This window comes from Achromobacter sp. RT286_PF (assembly GCF_059760425.1).
The window spans coordinates 1-24,533 of sequence record NZ_JCBAMR010000016.1 but is presented as its reverse complement, the minus strand read 5'-3'; the positions used below and the strand labels follow the sequence as shown (position 1 = coordinate 24,533).

At 65.4% G+C, this 24,533-nt stretch carries 23 protein-coding genes; 7 read left to right on the top strand and 16 right to left on the bottom strand.

Annotated features, from left to right (window positions below; translation table 11 throughout):
- Positions 1 to 41: 41 nt before the first annotated feature.
- From AC6LJY_RS14550 to gpmA, 7 genes are all read right to left on the bottom strand, one after another.
- Complete coding sequence (locus AC6LJY_RS14550; protein ID WP_498136240.1) at positions 42 to 1,454, bottom strand: FAD-binding oxidoreductase; 1,413 nt, start codon at positions 1,452 to 1,454, stop codon at positions 42 to 44.
- On the bottom strand, positions 1,451 to 2,170 hold the full coding sequence (locus tag AC6LJY_RS14545) for a FadR/GntR family transcriptional regulator (RefSeq protein ID WP_120157178.1): 720 nt from the start codon (positions 2,168 to 2,170) through the stop codon (positions 1,451 to 1,453). Before AC6LJY_RS14545 ends, AC6LJY_RS14550 begins: the two co-directional genes overlap by 4 nt.
- Positions 2,171 to 2,287: 117 nt before the next feature.
- On the bottom strand, positions 2,288 to 3,487 hold the full coding sequence (locus tag AC6LJY_RS14540) for a GGDEF domain-containing protein (protein WP_104142691.1): 1,200 nt from the start codon (positions 3,485 to 3,487) through the stop codon (positions 2,288 to 2,290).
- Between the two features lie 138 nt (positions 3,488 to 3,625).
- Complete coding sequence (locus AC6LJY_RS14535; protein ID WP_046803163.1) at positions 3,626 to 4,381, bottom strand: HesA/MoeB/ThiF family protein; 756 nt, start codon at positions 4,379 to 4,381, stop codon at positions 3,626 to 3,628.
- On the bottom strand, positions 4,378 to 5,823 hold the full coding sequence (locus tag AC6LJY_RS14530; RefSeq protein ID WP_104142688.1) for a S41 family peptidase: 1,446 nt from the start codon (positions 5,821 to 5,823) through the stop codon (positions 4,378 to 4,380). The genes AC6LJY_RS14535 and AC6LJY_RS14530 overlap by 4 nt, the downstream gene beginning before the upstream one ends.
- Positions 5,824 to 5,892: 69 nt before the next feature.
- Entirely contained in the window at positions 5,893 to 7,503 is a 1,611-nt protein-coding gene (locus AC6LJY_RS14525) for a murein hydrolase activator EnvC family protein (RefSeq protein ID WP_314355337.1), read from the bottom strand.
- A gap of 7 nt (positions 7,504 to 7,510) precedes the next feature.
- Entirely contained in the window at positions 7,511 to 8,263 is a 753-nt protein-coding gene (gene gpmA / locus AC6LJY_RS14520; RefSeq protein WP_046803160.1) for a 2,3-diphosphoglycerate-dependent phosphoglycerate mutase, read from the bottom strand.
- A 184-nt stretch (positions 8,264 to 8,447) separates the two neighbouring features.
- On the opposite strand from gpmA, the gene AC6LJY_RS14515 reads away from it, so the two are divergent.
- Genes AC6LJY_RS14515 through AC6LJY_RS14495 form a run of 5 tightly spaced genes read left to right on the top strand, consistent with a single transcriptional unit; the run spans position 8,448 to position 11,918 of the window.
- Positions 8,448 to 8,870: a rhodanese-like domain-containing protein gene (locus tag AC6LJY_RS14515; RefSeq protein WP_046803159.1), complete on the top strand. Its 423-nt coding sequence runs from the start codon at positions 8,448 to 8,450 to the stop codon at positions 8,868 to 8,870.
- Positions 8,871 to 8,916: 46 nt separating this feature from the next.
- A complete protein-coding gene (gene grxC, locus AC6LJY_RS14510) occupies positions 8,917 to 9,174 on the top strand; it encodes a glutaredoxin 3 (RefSeq protein ID WP_006216244.1) in 258 nt (85 codons plus the stop codon).
- A 39-nt stretch (positions 9,175 to 9,213) separates the two neighbouring features.
- Positions 9,214 to 9,756: a protein-export chaperone SecB gene (gene secB, locus AC6LJY_RS14505; protein WP_006216245.1), complete on the top strand. Its 543-nt coding sequence runs from the start codon at positions 9,214 to 9,216 to the stop codon at positions 9,754 to 9,756.
- Between the two features lie 14 nt (positions 9,757 to 9,770).
- Positions 9,771 to 10,877, top strand: coding sequence for an NAD(P)H-dependent glycerol-3-phosphate dehydrogenase (locus tag AC6LJY_RS14500; RefSeq protein ID WP_498136239.1), 1,107 nt, complete (start codon positions 9,771 to 9,773; stop codon positions 10,875 to 10,877).
- Between the two features lie 48 nt (positions 10,878 to 10,925).
- Positions 10,926 to 11,918 (top strand): Bug family tripartite tricarboxylate transporter substrate binding protein, encoded by a 993-nt coding sequence (locus AC6LJY_RS14495; RefSeq protein ID WP_046803157.1) that lies wholly within the window; start codon positions 10,926 to 10,928, stop codon positions 11,916 to 11,918.
- A gap of 52 nt (positions 11,919 to 11,970) precedes the next feature.
- Here AC6LJY_RS14495 and AC6LJY_RS14490 read toward each other — a convergent pair whose 3' ends face one another.
- Positions 11,971 to 12,441: a tRNA (cytidine(34)-2'-O)-methyltransferase gene (locus AC6LJY_RS14490; RefSeq protein ID WP_120157182.1), complete on the bottom strand. Its 471-nt coding sequence runs from the start codon at positions 12,439 to 12,441 to the stop codon at positions 11,971 to 11,973.
- Between the two features lie 96 nt (positions 12,442 to 12,537).
- Complete coding sequence (locus tag AC6LJY_RS14485) at positions 12,538 to 13,089, bottom strand: ComF family protein (RefSeq protein WP_498136238.1); 552 nt, start codon at positions 13,087 to 13,089, stop codon at positions 12,538 to 12,540.
- Positions 13,090 to 13,338: 249 nt separating this feature from the next.
- Here AC6LJY_RS14485 and AC6LJY_RS14480 point away from each other — a divergent pair, with 249 nt between their 5' ends.
- A complete protein-coding gene (locus AC6LJY_RS14480; protein ID WP_314355335.1) occupies positions 13,339 to 14,274 on the top strand; it encodes a methyltransferase domain-containing protein in 936 nt (311 codons plus the stop codon).
- Between the two features lie 61 nt (positions 14,275 to 14,335).
- On the opposite strand, the gene AC6LJY_RS14475 is transcribed toward AC6LJY_RS14480, so the two are convergent.
- From AC6LJY_RS14475 to rsmB, 7 genes are all read right to left on the bottom strand, one after another.
- Positions 14,336 to 15,577 carry a YbdK family carboxylate-amine ligase gene (locus AC6LJY_RS14475; RefSeq protein ID WP_046803154.1) on the bottom strand — a complete coding sequence of 414 codons (1,242 nt, stop codon included), beginning with the start codon at positions 15,575 to 15,577 and terminating at the stop codon, positions 14,336 to 14,338.
- Positions 15,578 to 15,907: 330 nt separating this feature from the next.
- The gene (locus AC6LJY_RS14470; RefSeq protein WP_046803153.1) at positions 15,908 to 17,377 is read right to left on the bottom strand and encodes a TrkH family potassium uptake protein; all 1,470 of its coding nucleotides are present in this window, start codon (positions 17,375 to 17,377) and stop codon (positions 15,908 to 15,910) included.
- A gap of 53 nt (positions 17,378 to 17,430) precedes the next feature.
- A complete protein-coding gene (gene trkA / locus AC6LJY_RS14465; RefSeq protein WP_046803152.1) occupies positions 17,431 to 18,810 on the bottom strand; it encodes a Trk system potassium transporter TrkA in 1,380 nt (459 codons plus the stop codon).
- On the bottom strand, positions 18,807 to 19,499 hold the full coding sequence (locus AC6LJY_RS14460) for a response regulator (RefSeq protein ID WP_498136237.1): 693 nt from the start codon (positions 19,497 to 19,499) through the stop codon (positions 18,807 to 18,809). The genes trkA and AC6LJY_RS14460 overlap by 4 nt, the downstream gene beginning before the upstream one ends.
- 12 nt (positions 19,500 to 19,511) lie before the next feature.
- Positions 19,512 to 21,833 (bottom strand): sensor histidine kinase, encoded by a 2,322-nt coding sequence (locus AC6LJY_RS14455; RefSeq protein WP_046803150.1) that lies wholly within the window; start codon positions 21,831 to 21,833, stop codon positions 19,512 to 19,514.
- Positions 21,830 to 22,441 carry a DUF4390 domain-containing protein gene (locus tag AC6LJY_RS14450; RefSeq protein ID WP_046803149.1) on the bottom strand — a complete coding sequence of 204 codons (612 nt, stop codon included), beginning with the start codon at positions 22,439 to 22,441 and terminating at the stop codon, positions 21,830 to 21,832. The genes AC6LJY_RS14455 and AC6LJY_RS14450 overlap by 4 nt, the downstream gene beginning before the upstream one ends.
- An 18-nt stretch (positions 22,442 to 22,459) precedes the next feature.
- Positions 22,460 to 23,797 carry a 16S rRNA (cytosine(967)-C(5))-methyltransferase RsmB gene (gene rsmB, locus AC6LJY_RS14445; protein ID WP_219991344.1) on the bottom strand — a complete coding sequence of 446 codons (1,338 nt, stop codon included), beginning with the start codon at positions 23,795 to 23,797 and terminating at the stop codon, positions 22,460 to 22,462.
- A gap of 94 nt (positions 23,798 to 23,891) precedes the next feature.
- On the opposite strand from rsmB, the gene AC6LJY_RS14440 reads away from it, so the two are divergent.
- Positions 23,892 to 24,524 (top strand): LysE family translocator, encoded by a 633-nt coding sequence (locus AC6LJY_RS14440; protein WP_498136236.1) that lies wholly within the window; start codon positions 23,892 to 23,894, stop codon positions 24,522 to 24,524.
- Positions 24,525 to 24,533: the final 9 nt, after the last annotated feature.

Here is a 24,533-nt window from a genome sequence, read left to right as displayed (position 1 = left end):
GCGCGCGAAAGCCGCCGGGATCAATGCAATGGCAGTTTGCCTTACAGCAATTTGCCCGGGTTCATGATCCCGGCCGGGTCCATGACTTTTTTGATCTCGCGCATCAGGCGCAGCTCGACCGGGTCTTTGCTGTGCAGGAAGTGGTCGCGCTTGAGTTGGCCGATGCCGTGTTCGGCCGAGATGCTGCCGCCGTAGCGGTTGACCTCGTCCAGCACCGCGTCGGTAATCGCGGCGCCATTCACGGCCACCCAGTCACGCGCCGCGCCGGCGGGGCGGGACAGGTTGTAGTGCAGGTTGCCGTCGCCGAAGTGGCCGAAGATGAACGGGCGAATATCCGGGAACAGCGCGCGCACGCGGGCCTCGGCGGACACCATGAATTCGGGAATGCGTTCGATGGGCAGCGACACGTCGTGCTTCAAGTGTGGGCCATCGGCACGTTGCGCTTCGGAGATTTCTTCGCGCAGCTTCCACAGGGTCTGCAATTGCGCCATTGACGCCGACACGGCGGCATCCAGGCACAAGCCGCGTTCCAACGCCGTACCGATCACGTTTTCCAGCAAGGCCGTCAGCCCGGCTTCGTCGGCGGTGTCGGCAAGCTCGATCAGCACGTAAGCCGGGTAGCGCTGATCAAACGGCTCTTGCACGCCTTCGGCATGCGTCAGCACCAGGTCCAGGCAGTCGCCAGAGAAATATTCGAACGCCTGCAAGCGCGCGCCGCACTGCTCGAACAGAACCTCGAACAGTTGCAGCGCCTGCGCGGGCGACTCGACCGCCGTCAGCACCACGGAACGCACGTCGGTACGCGGGAACAGCCGCAACGCCACCGCCGTGATCACGCCCAGCGTGCCTTCGGACCCGATCAGCAGCTGCTTCAGGTCGTAGCCCGTGTTGTCCTTGCGCAGCGTGCGCAGGCCATTGAAGATTTCGCCGGTGGGCAGCACGGCTTCCAGGCCCAGCACCAGCTCGCGCGCCATGCCGTAGCGCACCACGTTCACGCCACCGGCATTGGTGGCGACGTTGCCGCCGATCTGGCTGGAATCTTCCGCCGCCAGGCTTAGCGGCAACAGGCGGCCGGCGTCTTGCGCGGCGCGGCGCAGGTTGCCCAGGATGGCGCCCGCTTCGGCCACCAGGGTGTTTGCGACGGTGTCGATGGAACGCACGGCGTTCATGCGGTCCAGGCTTAACACGACGTTCCTGGCGCTGCCGTCAGGCGTGGCGCCCCCGCACAGGCCGGTATTGCCGCCACGCGGCACAACCGGCACGCCTTCCTGCTGGCACAGGGCCAGGCAGGCGGCCACTTCAGCCGTGTTGCGCGGGCGTACGACGGCTTGGGCGTGGCCGTTGTACAGGCCGCGCCAATCGGACAACCAGGGCGCGATGTCCGCGTCGGCAGTGAACACGGTGTCGGGGCCCAGGGCTTGGACCAGGCGTTGCGGAAAGTCGGATGCGGTCATGATGTCGGCGTGGCTGCGGGGAAAAGTTGATCGAGTTGCAGGCGGGTGGCCGCCTGCTGCAAATGACGGACGGCGGCTTGCCGGGCACGGTCGGGGTTGCGCGCACGGATGGCCTCGAATACGGCGACGTGTTCCTGGTGCACGGCAGCGGTCAAACCGTCGTGCAAGCGGCTGTTGGACCGCGCGGTGCTGACGGCCAGGCGCAGCTGTCGGTTCAGGTACTGCAACAGGTCTTGATAGCTGCGGTTGTGCGTGGCGGCGGCAATGGCAACGTGAAAAGAGATGTCGTGTTCAACGCCTTGTTCGGGGTGCTCAAGATGCGCTTCAAGCGAGGCCAGCGCCTGGGCCATGGCGGTCAGGTCGGCGGCGTTGCGCCGCATGGCGGCCAGCGCTGCCGCGCCCCCTTCCAGTTCCATGCGCAATTCATAGACGTTGGCCAACTGCTCGCGGTTGACCGCGATGCCGCTGGATACCTGAAACCCCTGCCCGCCGGTGCGCGACACCACGGTGCTGCCCGACCCTTGGCGGCTTTGAATCAGGCCCTGAGCGCGCAGCCGTTCGGTGACTTCGCGGATGACGGCGGCACTGACGCCGTATTGGTCCGCCAGCACGCGGCCGGGCGGCAGCTTGGCGCCAACCGGATGCACGCCGTCGGCGATATCCGTGGCGATCTGCTGGGCGACTTGTTCAGTCAGGGTGAGGCTTTTGGTGAGCATCGGCGGATTATAGACAACTTTTCAGGTTATCTGATAACTTTCAGTCCAGGAATGGATAAGGGCGCGCGATGTCGGTAGTGCCGGTACTGGCGGCGCTGCTGAGGCTCTTACCTGCTCTCAGGCCGCCGCCGTCGCGCTGTCGCCGCCGGCCACAGTGGCTTCGTCCACCCGGGCCGCCCCGCCGTCGACTTCGCAGCAGCGGCCACCCCTGGCCTTGGCGCGGTACAGCGCGGCATCGGCGGAATCCAGCGCCGCCTGCGGGTTGCGGTTGCCGGCCGAGATGATCGAGATGCCGATCGACATCCCCACAATCACCCGCGTACCGTCCGCCAACGCGATGGGCTGCAAGGCATCCAGCAGCAGATGCTCGCCCAGCCGCAGCGCCGCCGTGGCGTCGATGCCGGTGACCAGCACGATGAATTCATCCCCGCCGATGCGAGCCGCCACGTCGTCCACCCGCAGCATGGCTCGCATGCGCCGGGCGATCGTGGTCAACACCAGGTCACCCGCCGCATGCCCGTAGGTGTCGTTGATGCGCTTGAAATCATCCATGTCCATATAGAGCAGCGCCGCGTCGCTGTCGTGCCCGCGCGCACTGGCGCAAACGCGCTCCAGGGCCACTTGCAGGCCGGTGCGGTTGGCCAGCCCGGTCAGCGCGTCTTCATTGGCGCGGCGTTCGCTGGCGCGTTCGGCCAGCATGGTAGAGACCAGGATACGGTTGAGCCGATGTGACGCGATGGTCATGCTGACCAGGTAGAACGGAATCTGGATAAAGACGATGGCCGTAACGATTTCGCCCGTAAACAAGGCGCCCAGGCACATGGGGCCCAGGCTCAGGAAGATCATGGCGGCCACCAGCCGAGGCGCGCCATAGTTGCGAAAGCAGATGCCGCCCGCCATCGCGCCGCAGGATATGCCCGCCAGCGTTGCGGCCAGCCAGTCGCCATTGATGAAGGTGATGAAGACGCCGTACCCCACGCTGAACGCCCACAGCAGCGCCAACAGAATGTAGAGGTCGGTATGGGTGTTGCCGCCCTTGGGCGCGGCGCGCAAGGCCGCGCGCAGGATCGTGACGCGCACGATGGCCAGCACCACTTCCAGCAGCAGCCAGGATATGTATAGCGGTTCGGGCCGCCGCCAGGTCACCACGCCCGAAATCATCAAGGTGTTGATGACGCCGCCGGCAAAGATGGGCAGCGTGCCGAACAGGCTGGCGATCAGCGCGGCACGGATGTCCGCGGGCGTATCCGGCCCGGAATGGGTAAGCCAGCGCGTCAGGCGCCACTTGGGCAAGCTGAACTTCAGTCCTGTTTCCACGCCGTCACGTCCACATTGCCGCCTTTGATTTCGGTAGGCTGGCTGGCGTTATAGCAGGTATTTCAGGCCTTTAATATTGTCCGCAAGGGCAATAAGGGCACGCCGGACCCTGCAATTCGCGTTGCGAAAAAGCCCGCTTCAGCGCCCCCGATGGCCGCAAACGGCGCATTCCGGGTCCCGCTGTACGTTGACGCTGCGCCATTGCATGGTGCGCACATCCAGCCAAAGCAGCCGGCCCGACAGGCTTTCGCCTACGCCGGACAGCAGCTTCAGGGCTTCGGCCGCCTGCATGCTGCCGATAATGCCCACCACCGGGGCAAACACGCCCATGGTGGCGCAGTTGGCTTCCTCGACGTCGTCGGCTTCCGGGAACAGGCAGTGGTAGCACGGCGCGTTGTCGTCGCGCAGGTCGTACACGCTGACCTGCCCGTCAAATCGGATGGCGGCGCCCGACACCAGCGGCTTGCGATGCTGCACGCAGGCGCGGTTGATGGCGTGGCGGGTGGTGAAGTTGTCGGTGCAGTCCAGCACCAGGTCCGCCGCGGCAACGGCATCGGACAGCGCATCGCCTTGCAAGCGTTCCACGCGGGCATGGACTCGCGCCTGCGGGTTGAAGGCGGCCAGCATGTCACGCCCCGACTCGGCCTTGTGACGGCCGACGCTGGAGGTGGTGTGGAGAATCTGGCGTTGCAGATTGCTGAGCTCGACAGTGTCGTCGTCAGCAAGGGTGATGTCGCCTACGCCGGCAGTCGCCAGGTAGAGCGCGGCGGGTGAACCGAGTCCACCCGCCCCTACGATGAGCACACGCGCCGCCAGCAGTTTTTCCTGCCCTTCGATACCCAGCTCGTCGAGCAGGATGTGGCGGGCGTAGCGCAGCAGTTGCTCGTCGTTCATTTGTCCTTGTTGGGCTCGACTCCGGTCGGCGTGATCTTCATGCGCGTGGGAGTGCCGCCACCGGCCTTGGCATCAGCCTTGGCCTGGGCGCGCGCCGAACCCTTCTGTACCGGCTTGCCGGCCAGCACATTCAGCGCTTGTTGCAGTTGGAAGTCGTCCTTGCCGCCAAATTCGAACACCTTGGTCGGCACGTCCACGTTGTCTTGCGCCGAGTTGGACTTCACCTCGTTGGCGGTCTCGGGGTTGGACAGGTGGCGTTGCAGGTCGGCTTCGCGCGGCAGGCGGAACAGGTCGCCGTCGGCCGTGTCGGCAACAACGAAGTCCGGTTCGATACCCGTGGCCTGGATCGAACGACCGCTGGGCGTGAAGTAGCGCGAGGTCGTCAACTTGACGGCGGTGGATTCGGACAGCGGCAGGATCACCTGCACCGAGCCCTTGCCGAACGTGCGGTTGCCCAGCACCTTGGCGCGCTTGTGATCTTGCAGCGCACCGGCCACGATTTCGGAAGCCGAAGCCGAACCGACGTTGACCAGCACCACCATCGGAACCGTCTTGGTCCAGGCCGGCAAGCCGGACAGGTAGTTGCTTTCACCGCGAGCGTATTCCGACGGCGTGGCCAGATACTTGTGGCGGGCGTCAGGCGTACGGCCATCGGTGGACACCACCAGGGCATCCGGCGGCAGGAACGCGCCCGACACACCGATGGCGCTGGTCAGCAAGCCGCCCGGATCGTTGCGCAGGTCCAGCACCAGGCCCTTGGGCGCTTCTTTCGCGCCCAGGTCCTTCAGTTGCTTGGCCAGGTCGGAGCCGGTCTTTTCCTGGAATTGGGCAACGCGGACGTAGCCGATGCCGTTATCCAGCATCTTGCTGCGCACGCTGCGAACCTTGATGACGTCGCGAACAATCTTCAGCACGATGGGCTGAGGACGGTCGGCGCGCATGATGGTCAGCGTGATGGGCGACTTGGGCGCGCCACGCATGAGCTTGACCGCATCGTTCAGGGTCATGCCCTTGGTGGGCGTGTCGTCGATCTTGATGATGAGGTCACCGGCCATGACGCCGGCGCGCGCGGCGGGCGTATCTTCGATGGGCGAGATGACCTTGACGAAGCCGTCTTCCGCGCCAACTTCGATACCCAGGCCGCCGAACTCGCCTTGGGTCGCCGTCTGCATTTCACGGAACGCGTCGGCATCCAGATAGGCCGAATGCGGGTCAAGGTTCGAGACCATGCCCGAGATCGCGTTGTCGATCAGGGTCTTGTCGTCGACCGCTTCGACATAGTTGTTCTTGATGGCCGCGAAAACATTGCTCAGTTGCCTGAGCTCGTCCAAGGGCAAAGGGCTGCCGCGCTGGGCGACTGCCGTCACCCCTACGCTAAGCAATACGCCAGCCACCGCACCGATGGCAATCAGACCGAAACCGCGAAACTTGCGAGTGCCCATGCACACTTCCCGAATTTTGTTTTCGCCGATGGGGGTTTGGTAATTTACCAACGACTTGTACCTACCAACCTATTGGGCCAGCCACTGGGCCGGGTCCACAGGAGCGCCACGATGGCGAATTTCAAAGTATAGGCCGGATTCCACTTGGCCGCCGGTTGCCCCTACCGTAGCAATAGTATCGCCACCTGTCACCGAATCCCCCACCCGTTTGAGCAGACTTTGGTTGTAAGCATAGACCGTCAGGTATTGCTGCCCGTGATCCACGATGATGAGGTTGCCAAAACCACGCAGCCATTCGGCGTAGACCACCGTGCCGGGGGCCACGACTTTGACGGGCGTGCCCTCGGGCGCGCGCAGCACCACGCCGCGCCAGACGCCGCCGTCGGGGCGGTCGACCCCGAAGCGGCCCTGCACCTGGCCGCGCACCGGCATGGCCAGGCCATGCTTCAGGCCGTTGCCGCCGCCCACGGGCGGGGCAGCACGGGTCTGCTGCGCCGATGCGCTGCGGGTTGGAGTGGTCTCGGCCTCGGCGGGTTCCGCCTTTTTTGGAGGATCTTCCGATTTGGCGGGCGCCTGGTTCGGCGCTTGGGTCGGCGCCTGGGCCGGATCGGTCAGGCGCGTGTGTTTTTGTTCAGCAGGACGTAATCCGGCGGCATCCGGATCGGCGACGGCGACCGGGCCACGGCTTTGGCGCGACGCCGCTTCGACCTGCTCGCGCGCCTGGGCGGCGTCGCGGGCATCGCGGCTATCGCGATCGCGGCGGGCGGCGATTTCGGCAGCCCGCTTGCTATCGGCCTCGGCTTTCTTGCGGGCCTCGTCGGCGCGGCGCTCGGCTTCGGCGCGTTTGCGGGATTCTTCAGCGGCGCGGCGCGCCTCTTCAATGCGGCGGGCCTCTTCGGCTTTCTTGCGTGCCTCTTCGGCCTTGCGAGCTTCTTCGATCTGCTTGGCAATCGCCGCGTCCAGATCGGTGATCAGGCGCGACAGGCGCTGGTCATCACGCCCCAGCTTGTTGGCTTCGGCGCGCTGGGCGGCGATCTGCCCTTCCAGTTGCGCCAACAGCGTGGCGCGTTCTTTCTGCTGCCCGACCAATGCAGCCTTCTGCTCGGACGTTTCGGCCACGACTTTTTCAATCTCGGCACGGCGGGCGTCGGCGCGCGTTTGCAGCGCGGCCAGACGGTCGATGTCGGCCCGCAGTGCCTTGACGGCATTGGCACGTGCCTGCGACACGTAGTCCAGGTAGCCCAGATTGCGGCCCAGCACCTGGGGATCGTCGCCGGACAGCAGCGCTGTCCAGGGCGATAGCCCGCTGGTGTATTGGGTGCGAAGCTGATCGGCCAGTTCGGTACGACGCTTGGCCAGCACCGTTTCCTGCACGCCGATCTGCTTTTCGAGGCTGGTCAGGTCCGTCTGCGCCTGGCGCCCGGCATCGGCCAGTTCGCGCAGGCGCAGATTGATCTTCGAGATGGCCGATTCCGACTGCTTGAGCGCGTCGGCGGCTTCCTTGCGGGCGGCTTCGCGCCCGTCGATCTCTTTTTGCAGATTCTCGATACGGTCGCGCAGCGCCGCCTGCTGACGCTCGGCGTCAGACTGGCGGCCGGCAAGGTCGTTGGGCGCGGCGCGAGCCGATAGCGCCCCACCGGTCAACATGACCGCCAACAACAACCCTGCCGTGCGACGCATAGAGATATCAGTCCTTCTTAGCCTTGCCTTGAGCGGCAACCGCAGCCATGGCCGCCTCGATCTCGGCGGCATCGCCCAGATAATAGTGGCGGATCGGGCGCAGGTCATCATCCAATTCGTAGACCAGCGGCTGGCCAGTGGGGATGTTCAGGTTGACGATGTCGTCATCGGACACGTTGTCCAGATGCTTGATCAGCGCGCGCAGGCTGTTGCCGTGGGCGGCGATCAGCACGTTGCGACCGGCGCGGATGGCCGGGGCGATGGAATCGTTCCAGAACGGCAGCACCCGGTTCACGGTGTCTTTCAGGCACTCGGTGGCGGGCAGCTGATCGGCCGGGATCTTGGCGTAGCGGCTGTCAAAACGCGGGTGGCGTTCGTCGTCCAGCGACAACGGTTCCGGGGCGATGGCGTACGCGCGGCGCCAGATCAGGACCTGTTCGTCGCCGTACTTGGCGGCGGTTTCAGCCTTGTTCAGGCCTTGCAGCGCGCCGTAGTGGCGTTCGTTCAGGCGCCAGTTCACACCCACCGGGGTGTACATCGCGTCCATGGCGTCCAGCGCGATCCACAAGGTGCGGATGGCGCGCTTGAGCACCGACGAGTACGCCAGGTCGAACGTGTAGCCTTCTTTCTTGAGCAGTTCGCCGGCTCGGCGAGCCTGTTCGCGGCCGGTTTCGGTCAGGTCGACGTCGGTCCAGCCGGTGAAGCGGTTTTCCAGATTCCACTGGCTTTCGCCGTGGCGCATCAGAACAAGTTTATGCATGGTTTGGCACGCTTTCCGCGCGGGTTAAAGTTAAAGGATGGTTAAAGAATGCGCTCATTTTATAATTGAGTGATTTTGCCCTTGATTTTGCCCCGGCGCACTCGTCCAATTCCCTGGCGCGGCGCCCGCGGGTTGGCCGAGGGTTCGCCCATATCCGGCTAGCTGCCGCACTTCAGGATGACCCGTGGATCTTTTGCAATTCTTGCTCGATAAAAACAACGTCTTCATCGTCGGCGTCGCCGTGATCTCCGGCGTGATGCTGGCGATTCCCGCCCTGCGCAAGGGCCGCAGCGGCTCGGCCGTCAGCACTGGCGAGGCCATCCAGATGGTGAACCAGCGCAACGCCGTCTGGGTGGACGTGCGTCCCGTCGAACAATTCCAGGCCGGCCACATCGCCCAGGCACGAAATGTGCCGGCAGCCGACATCGAACAGAAAGCCGCCTCGCTGCCCAAGAACAAGCCGCTGGTTGTGGTTTGTGACAATGGCCGCGATTCGGCCCGCGTGGCCGCCAAGCTGCGCGCGCAAGGCTTTGCCGACGCGGTGCCGCTCGATGGCGGCATGCGCGCCTGGTCGGCCGCCAGCCTGCCGGTCACCCAAAAGGGCTGAACCGGGGCTGTCCCATCATCAATCTTGAATCTATCGAGGAGCGCCTATGAATAAAGTCGTCATGTACAGCAAGGACTACTGTCCCTATTGCTCACGCGCGAAGGCCCTGCTCGAGCAGCGTGGCGTGACCGACCTGGAAATCATCCAGATCGACCGCGATCCGTCACAGCGCGATGTCATGATCGAACGTACCGGCCGACGCACCGTGCCGCAAATCTTCATCGGCGATACTCATGTCGGCGGTTGCGACGACCTGATGGCCCTGGACCGCTCGGGTGGCCTTGCCCCCCTGCTGAACGGCTAATCGCTTCTACTTTTGCCCCCTCCACCAACGGAATCACTCATGGCTGATCAAGACCAAAACACCCAGCAAGAAGGCGGCAACGACGCGCCCTCGTTCAACCTGCAACGCGTCTACCTGAAAGACCTTTCGCTGGAAATGCCGAACGCGCCTCACGTCTTCCTGGAGCAAGAAGCGCCCCAGGTTGAAGTCAGCATCACCGTGGGCGGCCAGCGTCTGGCCGACACCGTGTTCGAAACCACGGTCACCGTCACCGTCACCACCCGCATCAACGACAAGGTCGTGTACCTGGTCGAAGGCACGCAAGCCGGCATCTTCGAAGCGGCCAACATCCCCGAAGAACAGCTGGATCCGCTGCTGGGCATTGTTTGCCCGACGATGCTGTACCCGTACCTGCGCGCCAACATCGCCGACGCGATCACGCGCACCTCGATGCCGCCGCTGCACCTGACCGAAGTGAACTTCCAAGCGCTGTACGAACAGCGCCTGGCCGAGTTGCAACAGCAGCAGCAAGGCGCCGCCAACGGCAACGGCAATGGCAGCGATTCGGGCATCATCCTGCCCGCCAGCGCCACCCGCCAGTAAGCGCGTCCGCCCCGATGAACCATCCCGCTCTGCCGCGCTTGCGCGTTGCCGTCCTGGGTGCGGGAAGTTGGGGCACCGCGCTGGCGGCGGCCGCCAGCCGCCGCCACCCCACCGTCCTTTGGGCGCGCGACGCCGCGCAGGCCGCCGACATGGCCGCCTCGCACGAAAATGCGCGCTACCTGCCGGGCATCACCCTGCCCCCATCCCTGAATTTTTCGTCCGATCTGGACGCCACGCTGCGCAGCCTGCAAGCGGACGACGCGCGTGCGCTGATCGTGCTGGGCGTGCCCGTGGCCGGCCTGGCCGCGACCTGTAGTGAACTGGCCCGCCGCCTGCCGGTGCTGGGCCTGCAAGACACCCCTATCGTCTGGACGTGCAAGGGCTTTGAAGCCGACACGGCCAGGCTGCCCCACGAGATCGTGCGCGAGGCCCTGCCCGGCGCAATCGGCGGCGCCTTGTCCGGCCCGTCGTTTGCGCGCGAAGTGGCCCAGGGCCTGCCCGTGGCGCTGACCGTGGCCAGCACCCATACCGCTTTGCGCGATGCCACCACCGCCGCCTTGCACGGCGCGGCGCTGCGCGTCTACGCCAGCTCGGACCTGGTCGGCGTGGAAGTCGGCGGCGCCCTGAAGAACGTGATCGCGGTGGCCTGCGGCATCGGCGACGGCCTGGCGCTGGGCACCAACGCACGCGCCGCGCTGATCACGCGCGGCCTGGCGGAAATGACGCGCTTTGGCGTCGCGCTGGGTGCGCGCGGCGAAACGTTTGCCGGGCTGACCGGCCTGGGCGACCTGGTCCTGACTGCCACCGGCGAACTATCCCGCAACCGCCGCGTGGGACTGGAAATCGGCGCCGGACGCAAGCTGGTCGATATCCTGGCCAGCGGCATCACGGCCGAAGGCGTGCGTTGCGCCCGCGCCGCGCGTGACCGCGCCCGCGCCATCCATGTCGAACTGCCCATCACCGAAGCCGTCTGCGCCGTGTTGTTTGACGGCGTCGCCCCCATGACCGCCGTGTCGGCCTTGCTGGCGCGCGACCCGCGCGATGAAAGCGCTGACGAAATTGCGAACGTCAGCGCGAACTCCAGCGGCCCGCTGGACGAATCCCTGGGCGGCCATCTTTGATTTCTTCCTGACAACAAAAAACCTGCCCATCCCGAGGAGACATCCTTCATGACGCAAACCCGACAATTCCGGGTCGGCCCGCTTCTGCGCGGCCTGTGCCTCAGCCTGGCCGCCGTGTTGCCGGCCGCCGCCCACGCCGACTGGCCGGATCACCCCATCCACATGGTGGTGCCGTTTCCGCCGGGCTCGTCCCCGGACATCCTGGCGCGGACGATTTCGGAGCCGCTGTCGCAGGCGCTGGGCCAGCCCATCGTGATCGACAACAAGCCGGGCGCCGGCGGCAACATCGGCACGCGCGTGGTTTCGCAGGCCAAGCCTGACGGCTACACGCTGCTCTACACGATCAACGGCCCGCTGGTCACCGCTCCTACGCTGTACAAGAAAACGCTGGGCTACGACCCGGTCAAGGACCTGGCGCCGGTCAGCCTGGTGGGCACCAGCCCCAACGTGCTGGTCGTGCCGGGCAGCCTGAAGGTCGATAACGTCCAGGACTTCGTCAAGCTGGTCAAGGGACGCGGCAATTCGCTGAACTACGGGTCGGTGGGGCCGGGAAGTTCGGCGCATCTGGCCATGGAGATGTTCAAGGAAAGCGCGGGCGTGGACCTGGCGCACATCCCCTATTCCGGGTTCCCGCAGGTTATTACCGCCATCATCGGCGGCGACGTGCAGGCCGGTTTCATGGTGCCCGCCATCGCGGTGCCGCAGGCGCGCGACGGCAAGGTCAAGCTGTTGGCGGTGACCAGCCTGCAACCCAGCGAAGCGCTGCCGGGCGTGCCGACGATGGCCTCGCAAGGCTATCCCGACTTCGAAGCCATTTCGTGGAACGCGGTGCTGGTTCCGGCGGGCACGCCCACGCCCATCATCGAACGGCTGAATAGCGAACTGGCGCGCGTCATCAACAGCGACGCCGTGCGCAAACAGTTGGCGTTGCAGTACTTCACCCCAGCCCCGTCCACGCCCGAGGCGCTGACCCTGCGCATCAAGAACGAAAAAGCGCGTTGGGACCAGGTGATTGAAAAGCTGAAGCTGTCGCTGGATTGAAGCCTGGACCGGCAGGCCCGGCCCCGACCTTACGGGGCCTGCCGCCGCCGGCTTATGAACCGCCTTCGAAGCCCTGCTGACGCCAGGCTTCGAACACCGTCACCGCGACGGCGTTGGACAGATTCAAGCTGCGCTGGCCGGCACGCATGGGCAGCCGCAGGCGCTGCTGCGGCGGGAACATCGCCTGATGTTCGTCCGACAGCCCGGCCGTCTCGCGGCCGAAGACAAACACATCGCCCGGCTTGAACGCCACGTCGGCCACGCTGCGCTGGGCGTGCGTGGTCAGCGCGTAGATGCCAGACGTGTCCGCGCCGGTGTCATCCAGCGCATCCTGCAATGTGTCGTGCACCCGCACGGGCTGCCACTCGTGATAGTCCAGCCCGGCGCGCCGCATGCGGGCGTCATCCAGTTCGAATCCTAGCGGGCGCACCAGGTGCAATTGGGCGCCCGTATTGGCGCACAGCCGGATGGCGTTGCCGGTGTTGGGGGGAATCTCGGGGCAGACGAGGATGACGTGGAACATGGCGGTAGGAAGCTGAGGCTAAGACGGCTGGCGGCGCCAGAGTGGCCGCGTGGCGGAATTGTCGCCGATTTGGGCGGGGCAAGCTGCCGTCGGTGATCAGGGCGTGCGGGCGGCCACCAGCACCGTCACACCGGCCGCGCCCGCCGCGATCAAGGCGGTGGCGGCGGCTTGTACGGTGCTGCCTGTGGTCATCACGTCATCCACCAAGGCCACATGGCGGCCGCGCACCACCGGGGTAGCGCCGAACAGGCCTGCCACCACGCGACGCCTGGCGCGGCGCCCCAAGCCCGTCTGCCGGGGTGTCTCGCGCAGCCGTCGTAGCGCCTGGCGCGCCAGCGGCACATCCAGCTGCGTGGCCAGGCTGCGCGCGATCTCAGCTGCGGGATTCATGCCGCGCAGGCGTAACGATGCGCGGCTGGCCAGCACCGGCGCCAGCAACACGCCTTGCGGCAAACCGCCGTCGCGCCGGATAGCGTCGGCCAGCAAGCACGCAAGCACCGGCGCCATGCTCAGCCGCAGCTGGGTCTTCAGCATGCGGATCAGCGCATCGGCGGGCGGCGTGTAGTCAAAGGCCGCGATGGTCCGCCCGTAGGCGCGCGGCGCGCCCAGGCAAGCCGGACATGCCGACGCCGCAACAGGCAGCCGCAATGCACAGCGCGCACAACGCGGCCGGGCGCCCGGCGGCGGGGCGGTGATATCGGCCGCGCACCCGCTGCACAGGCGCGCGCCCGCCACACGGGTGCCGCACAGCGGGCAGTCGCAGCCCACGCGGGACCAGAGACGCCGCCCCAAGGCCAGTAGGGGCAATCGAAGGCGGCGGCCGGGATGCGCAATAATGGATGCCATCCCTTATGTAATCATGTTCCGCCCCGTGGCCAAGACGCGGGCGCGACCGAAATGTCCCTTCCAGAATCCGCACCGCTACCCTCTCTTCCTATCGTCAGCACCGACGTGCCCAAGCAATTCGCCCGTCGTGGCGACTTGTCCGACGCGCAATTTCTCTACGGTGAAGTCGCGCGCCGCATGTTGGGGCGCTTGCAGTACATCCGGGTACAGCCGCAAGCGATGCTGGATGCAGGCTGCGGCGCGGGCGACAACCTGCCGCTGCTGCGCGAACGCTACCCGGACGCGACTTATACCGGCCTGGACAACTGCGAACCGCTGCTGGAATTGGCCAGAAAGCGCCATGCACCGGCCGGCCTGGGCGCCTGGATCGGCAAGCTGGCGCGGCGCGGGCCGGCCGCCCCCGCGTTCGTCAACGCCGATCTTGCCGAAACGGGCTTGCCTCCGGAATCGCTGGAGCTGGTGTGGTCGAACCTGGCCATGCACTGGCACCGCGCGCCACACGCCGTCCTGGCCGAGTGGCGCCGCATCCTGAAGGTGGGCGGGCTGGCGATGTTTTCCTGTCTGGGGCCGGCCACCTTGCGCGAGTTGCGGCAAGCACTGACCGACGCGGGCTTATCCACCGCCACGCCTTCCTTTGTGGACATGCATGACTTTGGCGACCTGCTGGTGGAAAACGGCTTTGCCGACCCGGTCATGGACCAGGAAATCCTGACGCTGACCTACCGCAGCCCCGAAAAACTCCTGGCCGATGTGCGCGCGCTGGGCGGCAACCCGGCAGAGGGGCGTCGCGGGGGACTGGTGGGCCGCGACTGGCGCGACCGCCTGTGCGCCGCGCTGGAAGGGCAGCGCAACGCGGACGGCTTGATCACGCTGAGTATCGAAGTGGCGTACGGCCACGCCTGGCGCGCCGCCGCGCACCGCACGGTAGCCGGAGAAACCCGGCTCTCGGTCAGCGCCATTGGCGGCCGGCAACGCGGCAACCCATGAAGCGACGGGGCCGGCAGGGGCGGCACGCACCCGCGCGCGTCGCCCTCCCGCCATTGCGCTATCAGTGCAAGCGTTCCGGCAACGGCACGCTGACGCCCGGTTCCGATGCGGACAAGGGCTGCATCGGCTCGGAATTTGCCCGGATGCGACGGCGCAGCACCGCCGTGGGTTCAGCCGGCGCCGCAGCGGGCGCATCACCGCGCCAAGCGTGCGTCATGGCGTCCACCATCAGAGGCAGGTCGCGCAGGCGATGGAACTGGCTACGCAGCCAGCGCGCATCGTTGCCGCTGCGCATGGCATCGTCGCGCAGCGCGGCGATCATGTCGCCCGTGCCCAGCTCTTCCGCCACCGGCATCAGGCGTTGGAACAGCGCACGCAGGTGATCCATCAGGCGCAGACGCTGGCCGTCCGGCGTTACGTAGCTGCCTTGCAGGCCAAAGCGGCAAGCCTGGAAATGGTTGCTGCGGTAGGACAGCCAGGCGTTGTCGCTAGGGTCGTCCTCGCGCATCAGCAGCACGGCCAGGGCCTGCGCGAACGCGGCGATCTGGCAAGCGCGCTCAACGGTCAACGGCGTGTCGCAGACGCGGATTTCAACCGTGCCGAATTCCGGCTTGGGGCGGATGTCCCAATAGAGGTCCTTGATGCTTTCGGCCAGACCATAGGCGCGCAACTGCGCCAGATGGGCCTCGAACTGATACCAGTCCTTGACCTCGGGCGGCATGTGGCCGGCAAGCGGAAAGCTGTTGACGGCATTCAAGCGCGAGCAGGAGAACAGCGTGTCCACCCCCTCGCAGTAAGGCGATGAGGCCGACAATGCGATGAAGTGCGGCACGTAGGGCGACAGGCGACGCAGCAACTTGATGGAGTCGTCGCCGCTTTGAACGCCCAGGTGGATGTGCTGGCCGAACACCGTAAATTGACGCGCCAGGTAACCGTACATTTCGGCCAAATACTGGAAACGCGGGGTGTCGGAAATGGAACGCTCTTGCCAGCGCATGAAGGGGTGGGCGCCGCCGCCGGCGACGGACACACCGACCGCATCGGCCGCCTCGACCAGCGCATCGCGCATTTCGCGCATTTCGGCCAACAGGCCCATGGGGTGCTCGTGCACCGAAGAATTCAGTTCGATCATGGACCGCGTGATCTCGGGTTTGACGCGGTCGGCAATGGGGTGATTGGCCATTTGGGCCAGCAGCTCATCAGAGGCTGCGGTCAGGTCAAAACTGCGGGGGTCGATCAGTTGCAACTCTAGTTCGATGCCCAGGGTGTTGGGGGCCGACGAAATGAACGGGATCGGTTCCATTCCGGACTCCTTTGAATGTTTGTATGAGGGGGTGCGCCGTTCGACCTTGAAGCCCGGAGACGTCCCGGGGGGCACTAGACGGCAGCTTGTGAAATGGATGATAGCCGCAGGTTTGTGGCAAAACGATTGAAAATCGTGACATTTGTGTGCAACATCGCGACGCACCTCGTTTTTCCCTCTGAAGATAAGTGAGCAAGCGCTTACAACTCAGGAACGGCGCGGGTCCCCGGCCGATCGGGCGCGCATCGGCAGGAAATATGCGGTTTTCGAGATGGGGTGGGATAACCCTGAAGCGGGTTATCCCTGATCAAAAACGGGGTCCGGCGACCCTTATTTGCGCCAGAAGATGGGCGTGAACAGCACCAGCACCGTCAGCAATTCCAGGCGCCCGATCAGCATGGCGAAGGTGCATACCCAGATCTGGAAATCAGACAGCACCGCAAAACTGCCCATGGGGCCAACCGGGCCCAGGCCGGGCCCCGTATTGTTGATGCTGGCAAAAATGGCCGAGAACGCGGTGATCGGGTCCAGCCCCGACAGCAACAGCAGGCTGGTGAACACGGCGATGGACAGCCCGTAAAACAGCATGAAAGCCAGCACGGACGACATAGTGCGGGTTTCGACGGCCCGGTCGTTGATGCGCACCGGGCTGACGGCATGCGGGTGCAGCATCGTCACCAGCTCGTTGCGCGCCTGCTTGACCAGCAGGATCGCGCGAATCATCTTGATGCCGCCCCCGGTGGATCCGGCCGACGTGGCAAACCCCGACAGCAGCAACATGGTCAGCGGCGCGAACAGGGGCCACTGGGCAAAATCTGTGTTGGCATAGCCCGTGGTGGTGGCCATGGAAATGGTGTTGAACATGCCGTAGCGCAACGCTTCCAGCGGCTCGGCGTAGACGCCCTTGATGTACAGGAACACCGAAATCACCAGGCCAGCGCCCAGCACGACGGCCAGGTACGGAATGGCTTGCGGGCATTGCAGGTACGCGTTTGCGCTGCGCTGCCGGAAGGCATTGAAGTGCGTGGCGAAGTTGATGCCGGCGATCAACATGAAGACCATGGCCACCATCTCGACCGCCACGGAGTCAAAGTGCGCAAAGCCGTCGTCCCAGGTGGAGAACCCGCCCAGGCCCATCGTAGTGGCCATGTGGCACCAGGCTTCGAACCAGGACAGCCCCACCGCGCGGTACGCCAGGAAACACAGGATCGAAAACACGAAATACACCGCGTACAGCGCCTTGGCGGTGCTGGCGATGCGAGGTGTCAGCCGTTCGTCTTTCATGGGCCCCGGGGTTTCGGCCCGCACGACCTGATGGCCACCCACGCCCAGCAGCGGCAAAATTGCCACCGCCAACACCAGGATGCCCATGCCGCCGATCCAGATCAGCGTGGCCCGCCACAGGTTGATGGATGGCGGCAAGGTGTCCAGGTGGGTCAGCACCGTGGCGCCGGTGGTCGTCAGGCCGGACATGGCCTCGAAATAGGCGCCGGTAAACGACAGCGGCAAGCCGGCCCGGTGAAAGTAGAGCATCAACGGGATCGAGGCCAGTAACGGCAGGCCGGCCCACACGGCCGACACCAGCACGAAGCCGTCGCGGGCGCGCAGTTCGCAGCGGCTGCGCCGGGTCAACGCGGCAAGCGTCCCCCCGATGCCCATCGAAATCAGGAAGCCATGCAGGAACGCATCGCGCGCGGCATCGCCGCCCACATAGGCGATCAGCAATGGAATCAGCATGGTGAGCGCGAACATCACCATGGTCAGACCCAATATGTACAGGGTGCCCAGGACGCGTTTCATGACAGCCTACCCGGCGGCGCCCGGCCCACGGCGGAGCTTGAAAAGTGCGTGCATCAGAAAAAGGACGCCGAAACTTGAAACAGCTTTTCCACGCGCGGCATCTGCCGGCGCGACGGGACGAAGACGATCACGTGGTCGTCCGTTTCAATGACGGTATCGGCGTCGGGCAGGATGATTTCGTCGTCGCGAACCAGCGCGCCGATGCTGGCGCCCTTGGGCAGGCTGATCTGACCCACCGGCCGCCCCACTACCTTGGACGTGGACCGGTCGCCGTGCGCGATGGCCTCAAGGGCTTCGGCCACCCCCTGGCGCAGCCGGTGTACGGCGGCCACGTCTCCGCGCCGCACGTGGCGCAGCAGTTCGCTCATCGTGGCTTGCGACGGGGATACGGCGATGTCGATATGGCTGCCCTGCATCAGTTCGCCATAGGCCTGGCGGTTGATCAGCGCGATCACCTTGCGCGCGCCCAGCCGCTTGGCCAGCAGCGACGACATGATGTTGTCCTCGTCGTCGCTGGTCAGCGCGAGCCAGGTGTCCATGTCTTCGATGTTTTCGCGTTCCAGCAGGGCCTCGTCGGTGCCGCTGCCGTGCAGGACCAGCACACTGTCGGGCAACTGGGTCGCCAGGTATTCGCAACGCTTCAGGTCGCGTTCAATGATGCGAACGCTGTATTTTTCTTCGGCGAGCTGGCGCGCCAGCCGCAAACCGATGTTGCCCCCGCCCGCGATCATGACGCGTCGCACGGCGCGTTCGGCATCACGCAACTGGCGCACGGCGCGGCGCGCATCGCGCGAATCCACCACCAGCACGACCTCGTCGCCCGGGGCGATCACCGTGCCGCTGCCCGCTCGCAGCGGCCGCCCGCCCCGCAGCACGTCAATGACACGCGCTTTCACGTCGGGCCAGACGTCGCGCAACTTGTCGACGGGGGAATGCGCCATCGGGCTGCCATGCCCCACGCGCACGGTCACGACGCTGACCCGCCCTTCGGCAAATTCCACGACCTGTAGGGCTTCGGGGAATTCAATCAGGCTATGCAGGTAGGTGGTGACGCTGCGCTCGGGGCTGATCAGCGCGTCAATGCAAAAGCCCTCTTCGCTCATGAGTTCCGGGTGTTCCGGGAACTCAGCGGAGCGAATACGGGCGATGCGGCGGGGGATATTGAACAACTGGCGGGCGATCTTGCACGCCACCATGTTGGCGGCGTCAGAGGCCGCACACGCGATGAACAGGTCGGTATCGGCCGCGCCGGCGGCTTCCAGCACCGACACCTGCGAGCCGTCGCCATGGACGACGCGCAAGTCGAAATGTTCCTGCAAATACCGAAGCTGCGTGGGATCGGTATCCACCACGGTGATGTCGTTTTGCTCAGACACCAGGTTTTCGGCCACGCTGGTGCCTACGCGACCAGCGCCCATGATCAGGATTTTCATGTGCTGCGCTTGCGCGCCGACTCGATGCCCAATTGCTTGAGCTTGCGATAAAGGTGGGTGCGTTCCAGGCCGGTGCGCTCGGACACACGCGTCATGCTGTGGCTTTCGCGTACCAAGTGATATTCGAAATAGATGCGTTCGAATTCGTCCCGCGCTTCGCGCAGGGGCTGGTCCAGCGAAATGCTGCCCAACTGGCCGTTGGACGTGACCGGCACTTCGTTGGCCGGCGCCGTCGTCAACACAGAGGGGTCAAGCTCGTCTTCCAGCGCCACGGCCGGGCTGACCGCGGCCGGATGCACGGCGACGGGCGCCGGGTGCGGGGCGCGCCCACGAGCCAAACCCGCCGCCACGGTCTTGAGCAGCCGTTGCAGCGTGATGGGCTTTTCCAGGAAATCCATGGCGCCGATGCGCGTCGCTTCCACTGCCGTGTCGATGGTGGCGTGGCCGCTCATCATGATCACCGGCATATCGAGCAGCCCTTGCGAGCCCCACTCTTTCAGCAAACTTACGCCGTCGGTGTCCGGCATCCAGATGTCCAGCAACACCAGATCAGGACGCATGCGAAGGCGAGCGGCGCGCGCTTGCGCTGCGTTTTCGGCCAGTTCGACCGTGTGTCCTTCGTCGTAAAGGATCTCCGACAAAAGCTCGCGTATACCAACTTCGTCGTCAACCACCAGAATTCTGGCCATAAAGCATCCCACCTATTGCGTAGCCGCATTATCCTTTTCTTGCGCGGTCGCGTCCATAGTGTCTGCCCCGGTGGTCACCGCCAACCGGGTCAACAAGATGGAAATCCGCGCCCCCCCTTCCTTGCGGTTAGCAAGGTCGATACGCCCGCCGTGCTCTTCAACGATCTTGCGCACGATTGCCAATCCTAACCCAGTCCCGTGGGACTTTGTGGTTACGTAGGGCTCGAACGCGCGCTGCATCACCTGCGCCGGAAAGCCCGGCCCCGTGTCCGCAACGGTAAATCTCAGGGCCTGTTGGTCGGCCCGATCCGGCTGCTCGCTGCGCATCAACTGCGTCGTCACGCTGACCCGCCCCTGGCCGCCCGACTCGGCGATGGCGTCACGGGCGTTGGACAGCAGGTTGTGAATGACCTGGCGCAGCTGGGTAGGGTCGCCCTCGATCTCGGGCAGGCCCGGTGCCAGCGACACATCCAGATTCAAGGCCTTGCCCGTCGCGCGTGAAACGCCGCCGTCCGGCTCCCAGCCGTATAGCGACAGCACGTCGGCCACCAGCGCATTGAAGTCGATGCGCTGCATGACGGCTGGCGGCGTGCGCGCGTATTCGCGGAAGTCGTCCACCATCTGCTTGAGCGAAGCCACCTGGTTGACGATGGTATTGGTGGACCGCTGCACGATCTGCGCCTCGGCCGGTTGCAGCTTGCCTTCCAGCTTCATGGCCAGCCGTTCGGCGGACAGCTGGATGGGCGTCAGCGGGTTCTTGATTTCGTGGGCGAGGCGACGCGCGACTTCGCCCCAGGCCACGGTACGGTTGGCGGAAATCACTTCGGTAATGTCGTCGAACACCACCAGATAGCCGTTGCCGCGCCCGTCCACGCGCAGATGGGTGCCGCGCGCCAGCAGCGTCAGGGGCTGGGGCGCGGTGGGCGCATCGGCCTGGGCCGGGCCGATCTCGAACTGCTGCTGCCAGTGCTGGCGCTCGGATCCCACCGCCGCGTGCGTCGAGAACGCCTGGCGCACGATGTTCGCAAATTCCAGCATGCCGTCCACGGTTTCCAACGGCCGGCCGATGACCGAACGCAGGTCGACGCCCAAAATCGTCTGCGCGCCCTGGTTGACCGTCGTCACGCGGAACGACTCATCAAACACCAGCACCCCGGACGACAGGTTCGACAGCACGCTTTCCAGATAGACGTTGGACCGTTCCAACTGCTGACGATTGCTTTCCACCATGCGGCGCGCCTCGTCCAGCTGGCGCGTCATGGCATTGAACGACCGCGTCAGCTGGCCGACTTCGTCGCGTTCCGGGGGTTCAGGTAGCGGCCGGTAATCCCCCACGCCCACCGCCTGCGTGCCGCCGGCAAGACTCAGCAGCGGCCGCACCAGGCGCTTGGATAGGGACAGCGCCACCGCAATAGCGCCAAACGCGGCCAGCAGCAGCGCCAGCGTCAGGGTGATGCCATACAGCTTGCGCAACCCCAGCCGCGACAGGGCCAGTTCCTGATAATCCCGAAAGCCCTGCTGCACCAGATTGGCGTTATGCGCGATCTGTTCCGGCACGGGTTGCAAGAGTTGCAGCCAGCGCGGCTCGGACGTGGCACCCAGCAGATTGTCGTAGCGGTCGGGCCCGGTCAGCGGGATCACGACCCGCAAATGCAGCCCGCCCTCGGCGCCCGGGGTGACGGGATCGTCGGCTTCGGCCGCGGAATAGCCGCGCGACAGGCGCAACTGATTCATGACGGTGGACGGCGGCATCGCCGGCAGCAACTGGCCGTACTGGCTGGTGGAAAACGCCACCATGCGGCCACTGCCCGTGAAGACCATGGCCTCTTGCACGCCGTTGGCCTCGCGCAGACGGGTCAACGCCAGCGTCACGCCGCTATCGGTATTGCGATTCAGTTCGACGGCCATGGAGCGCGCGCGCGCGTCCAGGTCGGCCAGCAGCGAGTCCAGGGCGGCGCGGCCCAGGTTCAGGCCGGCTTCCAGGGCGGTATCGACCCGCACGTTGAACCAGGATTCGATCGAGCGGGACATGAACTGCACCGACACGGTGTAGATCAGCGCCCCCGGCACGACGCCAATCAAGGCGAAGGCCAACGAAAAGCGCGCGGTCAACCGCGCGCCAAATTGCCGACGCCGGATCTGACGCGCCAAGCGCACCGTCAGCGCCACCACCCAGATAAACAGCGCCAGCGCGAAAATGCCGTTCAGCACCAGCAACGTATCGTAGTAACGCGCAAAGCGCGACGCATTGCCCGTGGACCACGCCAGCAGGCCCAGCAACGCCAGGCCACTTACGGCCCCCACCATCAGGGCCAGCCGAAGCAATAGCCTCATGAGGGATCTTTCTCCTGGTCGCTCAGCATGAACGAGAACTCCGTCCAGGGCGTGCCTTGCGCCCACGAACTGCTATTTAGTGCATTCACCTGGAACGGCCGGGGCAAGAGCGAGGTGTCCAGGCGCAGCCGCAGCTGCCCGCCGTACAGCACGCCGGCGTCAAAATCGGCGGCATCCGCCACCGACCAGTTGCGGATATGGCGGATGACGCTCATGGCGTCGTCCAGCGAGGCCACCGGAAACGAAAGTTCGCCGACGCCCGCGCGCCACTGCCGCGTCAGCGCGTTATAGACGACCCGCCACGTGCGTGAGGTGTCCACCAGCGACTTGTCGAACCAATACCAGCGCTGTTGCGTCATGGTCAGGTCGGCCGTGAAATACAAGGGGACGCCGCGCTGGGCGGCGTCCCGCAACTGCTGGTTCAATTCGAATTCAATGTCGGCATCGATCTCGAGCTTGCCATTGCGTACCGCGGGCTCTACCCGCGTCACCCGGGGCTCGGCGGCATGAACGTCGCCGCCCGGCACGGAACAAAGCAAGGTAGATACCAGCAACAACCCTAGAAATAAACGCGAAATAGTGGACATACGACACCGCAACACCGTCATGCCCCTATTCTTGGTGATTCAGGACTGCTTGGCAAACAAGGCGTAGAAAAAGCCGTCATGTTGCTCGACCGGTGTTGCATCGAGCGCAACTGGCAGCAACTGGCCGGGCGCATCCAGCCGTTGGGCTTCGGGGTGGCGTTGCAGGAATTCAAGCGCCTGGCGCGCCCCTTCGATCGGGAAAACCGAGCACGTCACATAAAGCAGCCGGCCGCCGGGCGCCACGGTCTTCCACAGGGAATCCAGGATCCTGGCCTGCAAGGTGGCGGTGCGCCGCACGTCGTTTTCGCGACGCAGCCAGCGGATGTCGGGGTGGCGGCGCACGATGCCCGATGCCGTGCAGGGCACGTCGGCCAGCACGGCGTCGAAAGGCTTGCCGTCCCACCAGGCATCCAGGTCGGCCGCATCGGCCGCCTCCAGGCGCACGCGCTTGCTGGCCAGCCCCAGGCGGTCCAGGTTTTGTTCCACGCGTTCCAGCCGTTCGCCGTCGGCGTCCAGCGCGACCAGATCGATATCGGCCAGTTCCAGCAGGTGCGCGGTCTTGCCGCCCGGCGCCGAGCAGGCGTCCAGCACGCGCATGCCGTCAGTGGGCGCCAGCAGTTCGGCCGCCAACTGCGCACCCGCGTCCTGCACCGACCACCACCCTTCGGCAAAGCCGGGCAACTGTGTCACGGGTTTGGGGCTGCCAAGCACCAGGCCGGCCTGACCGACCGGTTGCGCCTCCAGGCCCGCGTCCTGAAACGCCGCCAGGACCTGTTCGCGGCTGGCGCGGCGGCGGTTCACGCGCAGCGTCAGCGGCGCCGGCACATTGGCCGATTCCAGAATCCGCTGCCAATCCTGCGGATACGCGATGCCCAATTGCTTGACCCACCAACCCGGGTGGTTCCACTGCGCCTCGGGGCTGTCGGCCACCGCAGCGTCAAGCGCCACCCGCTCGCGCAGGAAGCGGCGCAGGCAGGCGTTGAGCATGCCCTTGAACGACGCAAGGCTGCGCGTATTGGACGCCGCCGTCACCGCCTGGTCCACGACCGTGTGGGCCGCATAAACCGGCATGCCCGGCAACTGCGCGGCGGCCTCGCCCTCTTCTTTCAGCAGCGTCAGCGACACCAGCAGCAGCGATTCGAACAACACGCTGGGGTAACGCTGAACCAACTCACGGCCCACGGCATCGGCCCAGCCCAGGTATCGCATCGCATGAAAAGATACCGCCTGGGTCGCCGGGCGCAAGGCAACGCTGACATCGGTCAACGCGTCCGTCAGGGAACGGCCGTCCAGCACACTCTCGACCACCCCCGCGCTGGAAAGAAGTACGGAGGAAAGCGGAGGGGCAAGATGGGGGGAGTCGGAACGCGTGGACATGGTGGGAATTCTGAGAATAAGACCGATATGGTAGCCGGACCTGGACGAATGGCGCTGGCCAGATCAAACTGGCCGCTGCCTAGGAGCCCGCTTTATGTCCACCGCCACCTTGCTGTTGTTCATCCTGGCCTCGGCCGTCGCCATCATCACCCCCGGCCCCACCACGCTGCTTGCCATGAGCAACGGCTCGCGCCACGGCGTGCGCGCCGCCAGCTGGGGCATGGCCGGCGCGGTACTTGCCGACTTGATTCTGGTCGGCTCGGTGGCTTCCGGTTTGGGAGTGGTGCTGGCCGCGTCTGAAGTCGCATTCCAGATTATTAAATGGGTGGGCGCGGCGTATTTGGCCTATCTGGGCTGGAAGATGCTGCGGTCGGATGCTGCGTTGGTATTGCCGTCTGCGGCTACGGATATAGAGCGACCGGCCGGCTTGGCGCTGGGGATGCGCAGTTTTCTGGTGGCGCTGACCAATCCCAAGGCGCTGTTGTTCATGTCTGCGTTCTTGCCGCAGTTTATTGATCCCCAGGCACCGCTATTGGTGCAATACGCGATCGTGGCGGGGGTGCTCGCCACGATTAATGTGCTGACGATGCTGGTATATGCGGCGTTGGGTGCGCAGATGGTGCGGGTGTTCAGAGGCTCGGGGTTACGGTGGCTGAACCGCGTTTGTGGCGGCGTGATGATTGGGCTGGCGGGGATGCTGGCGGTTTATCGGCGGGGGGCGGGGTAGGTTTTTGGG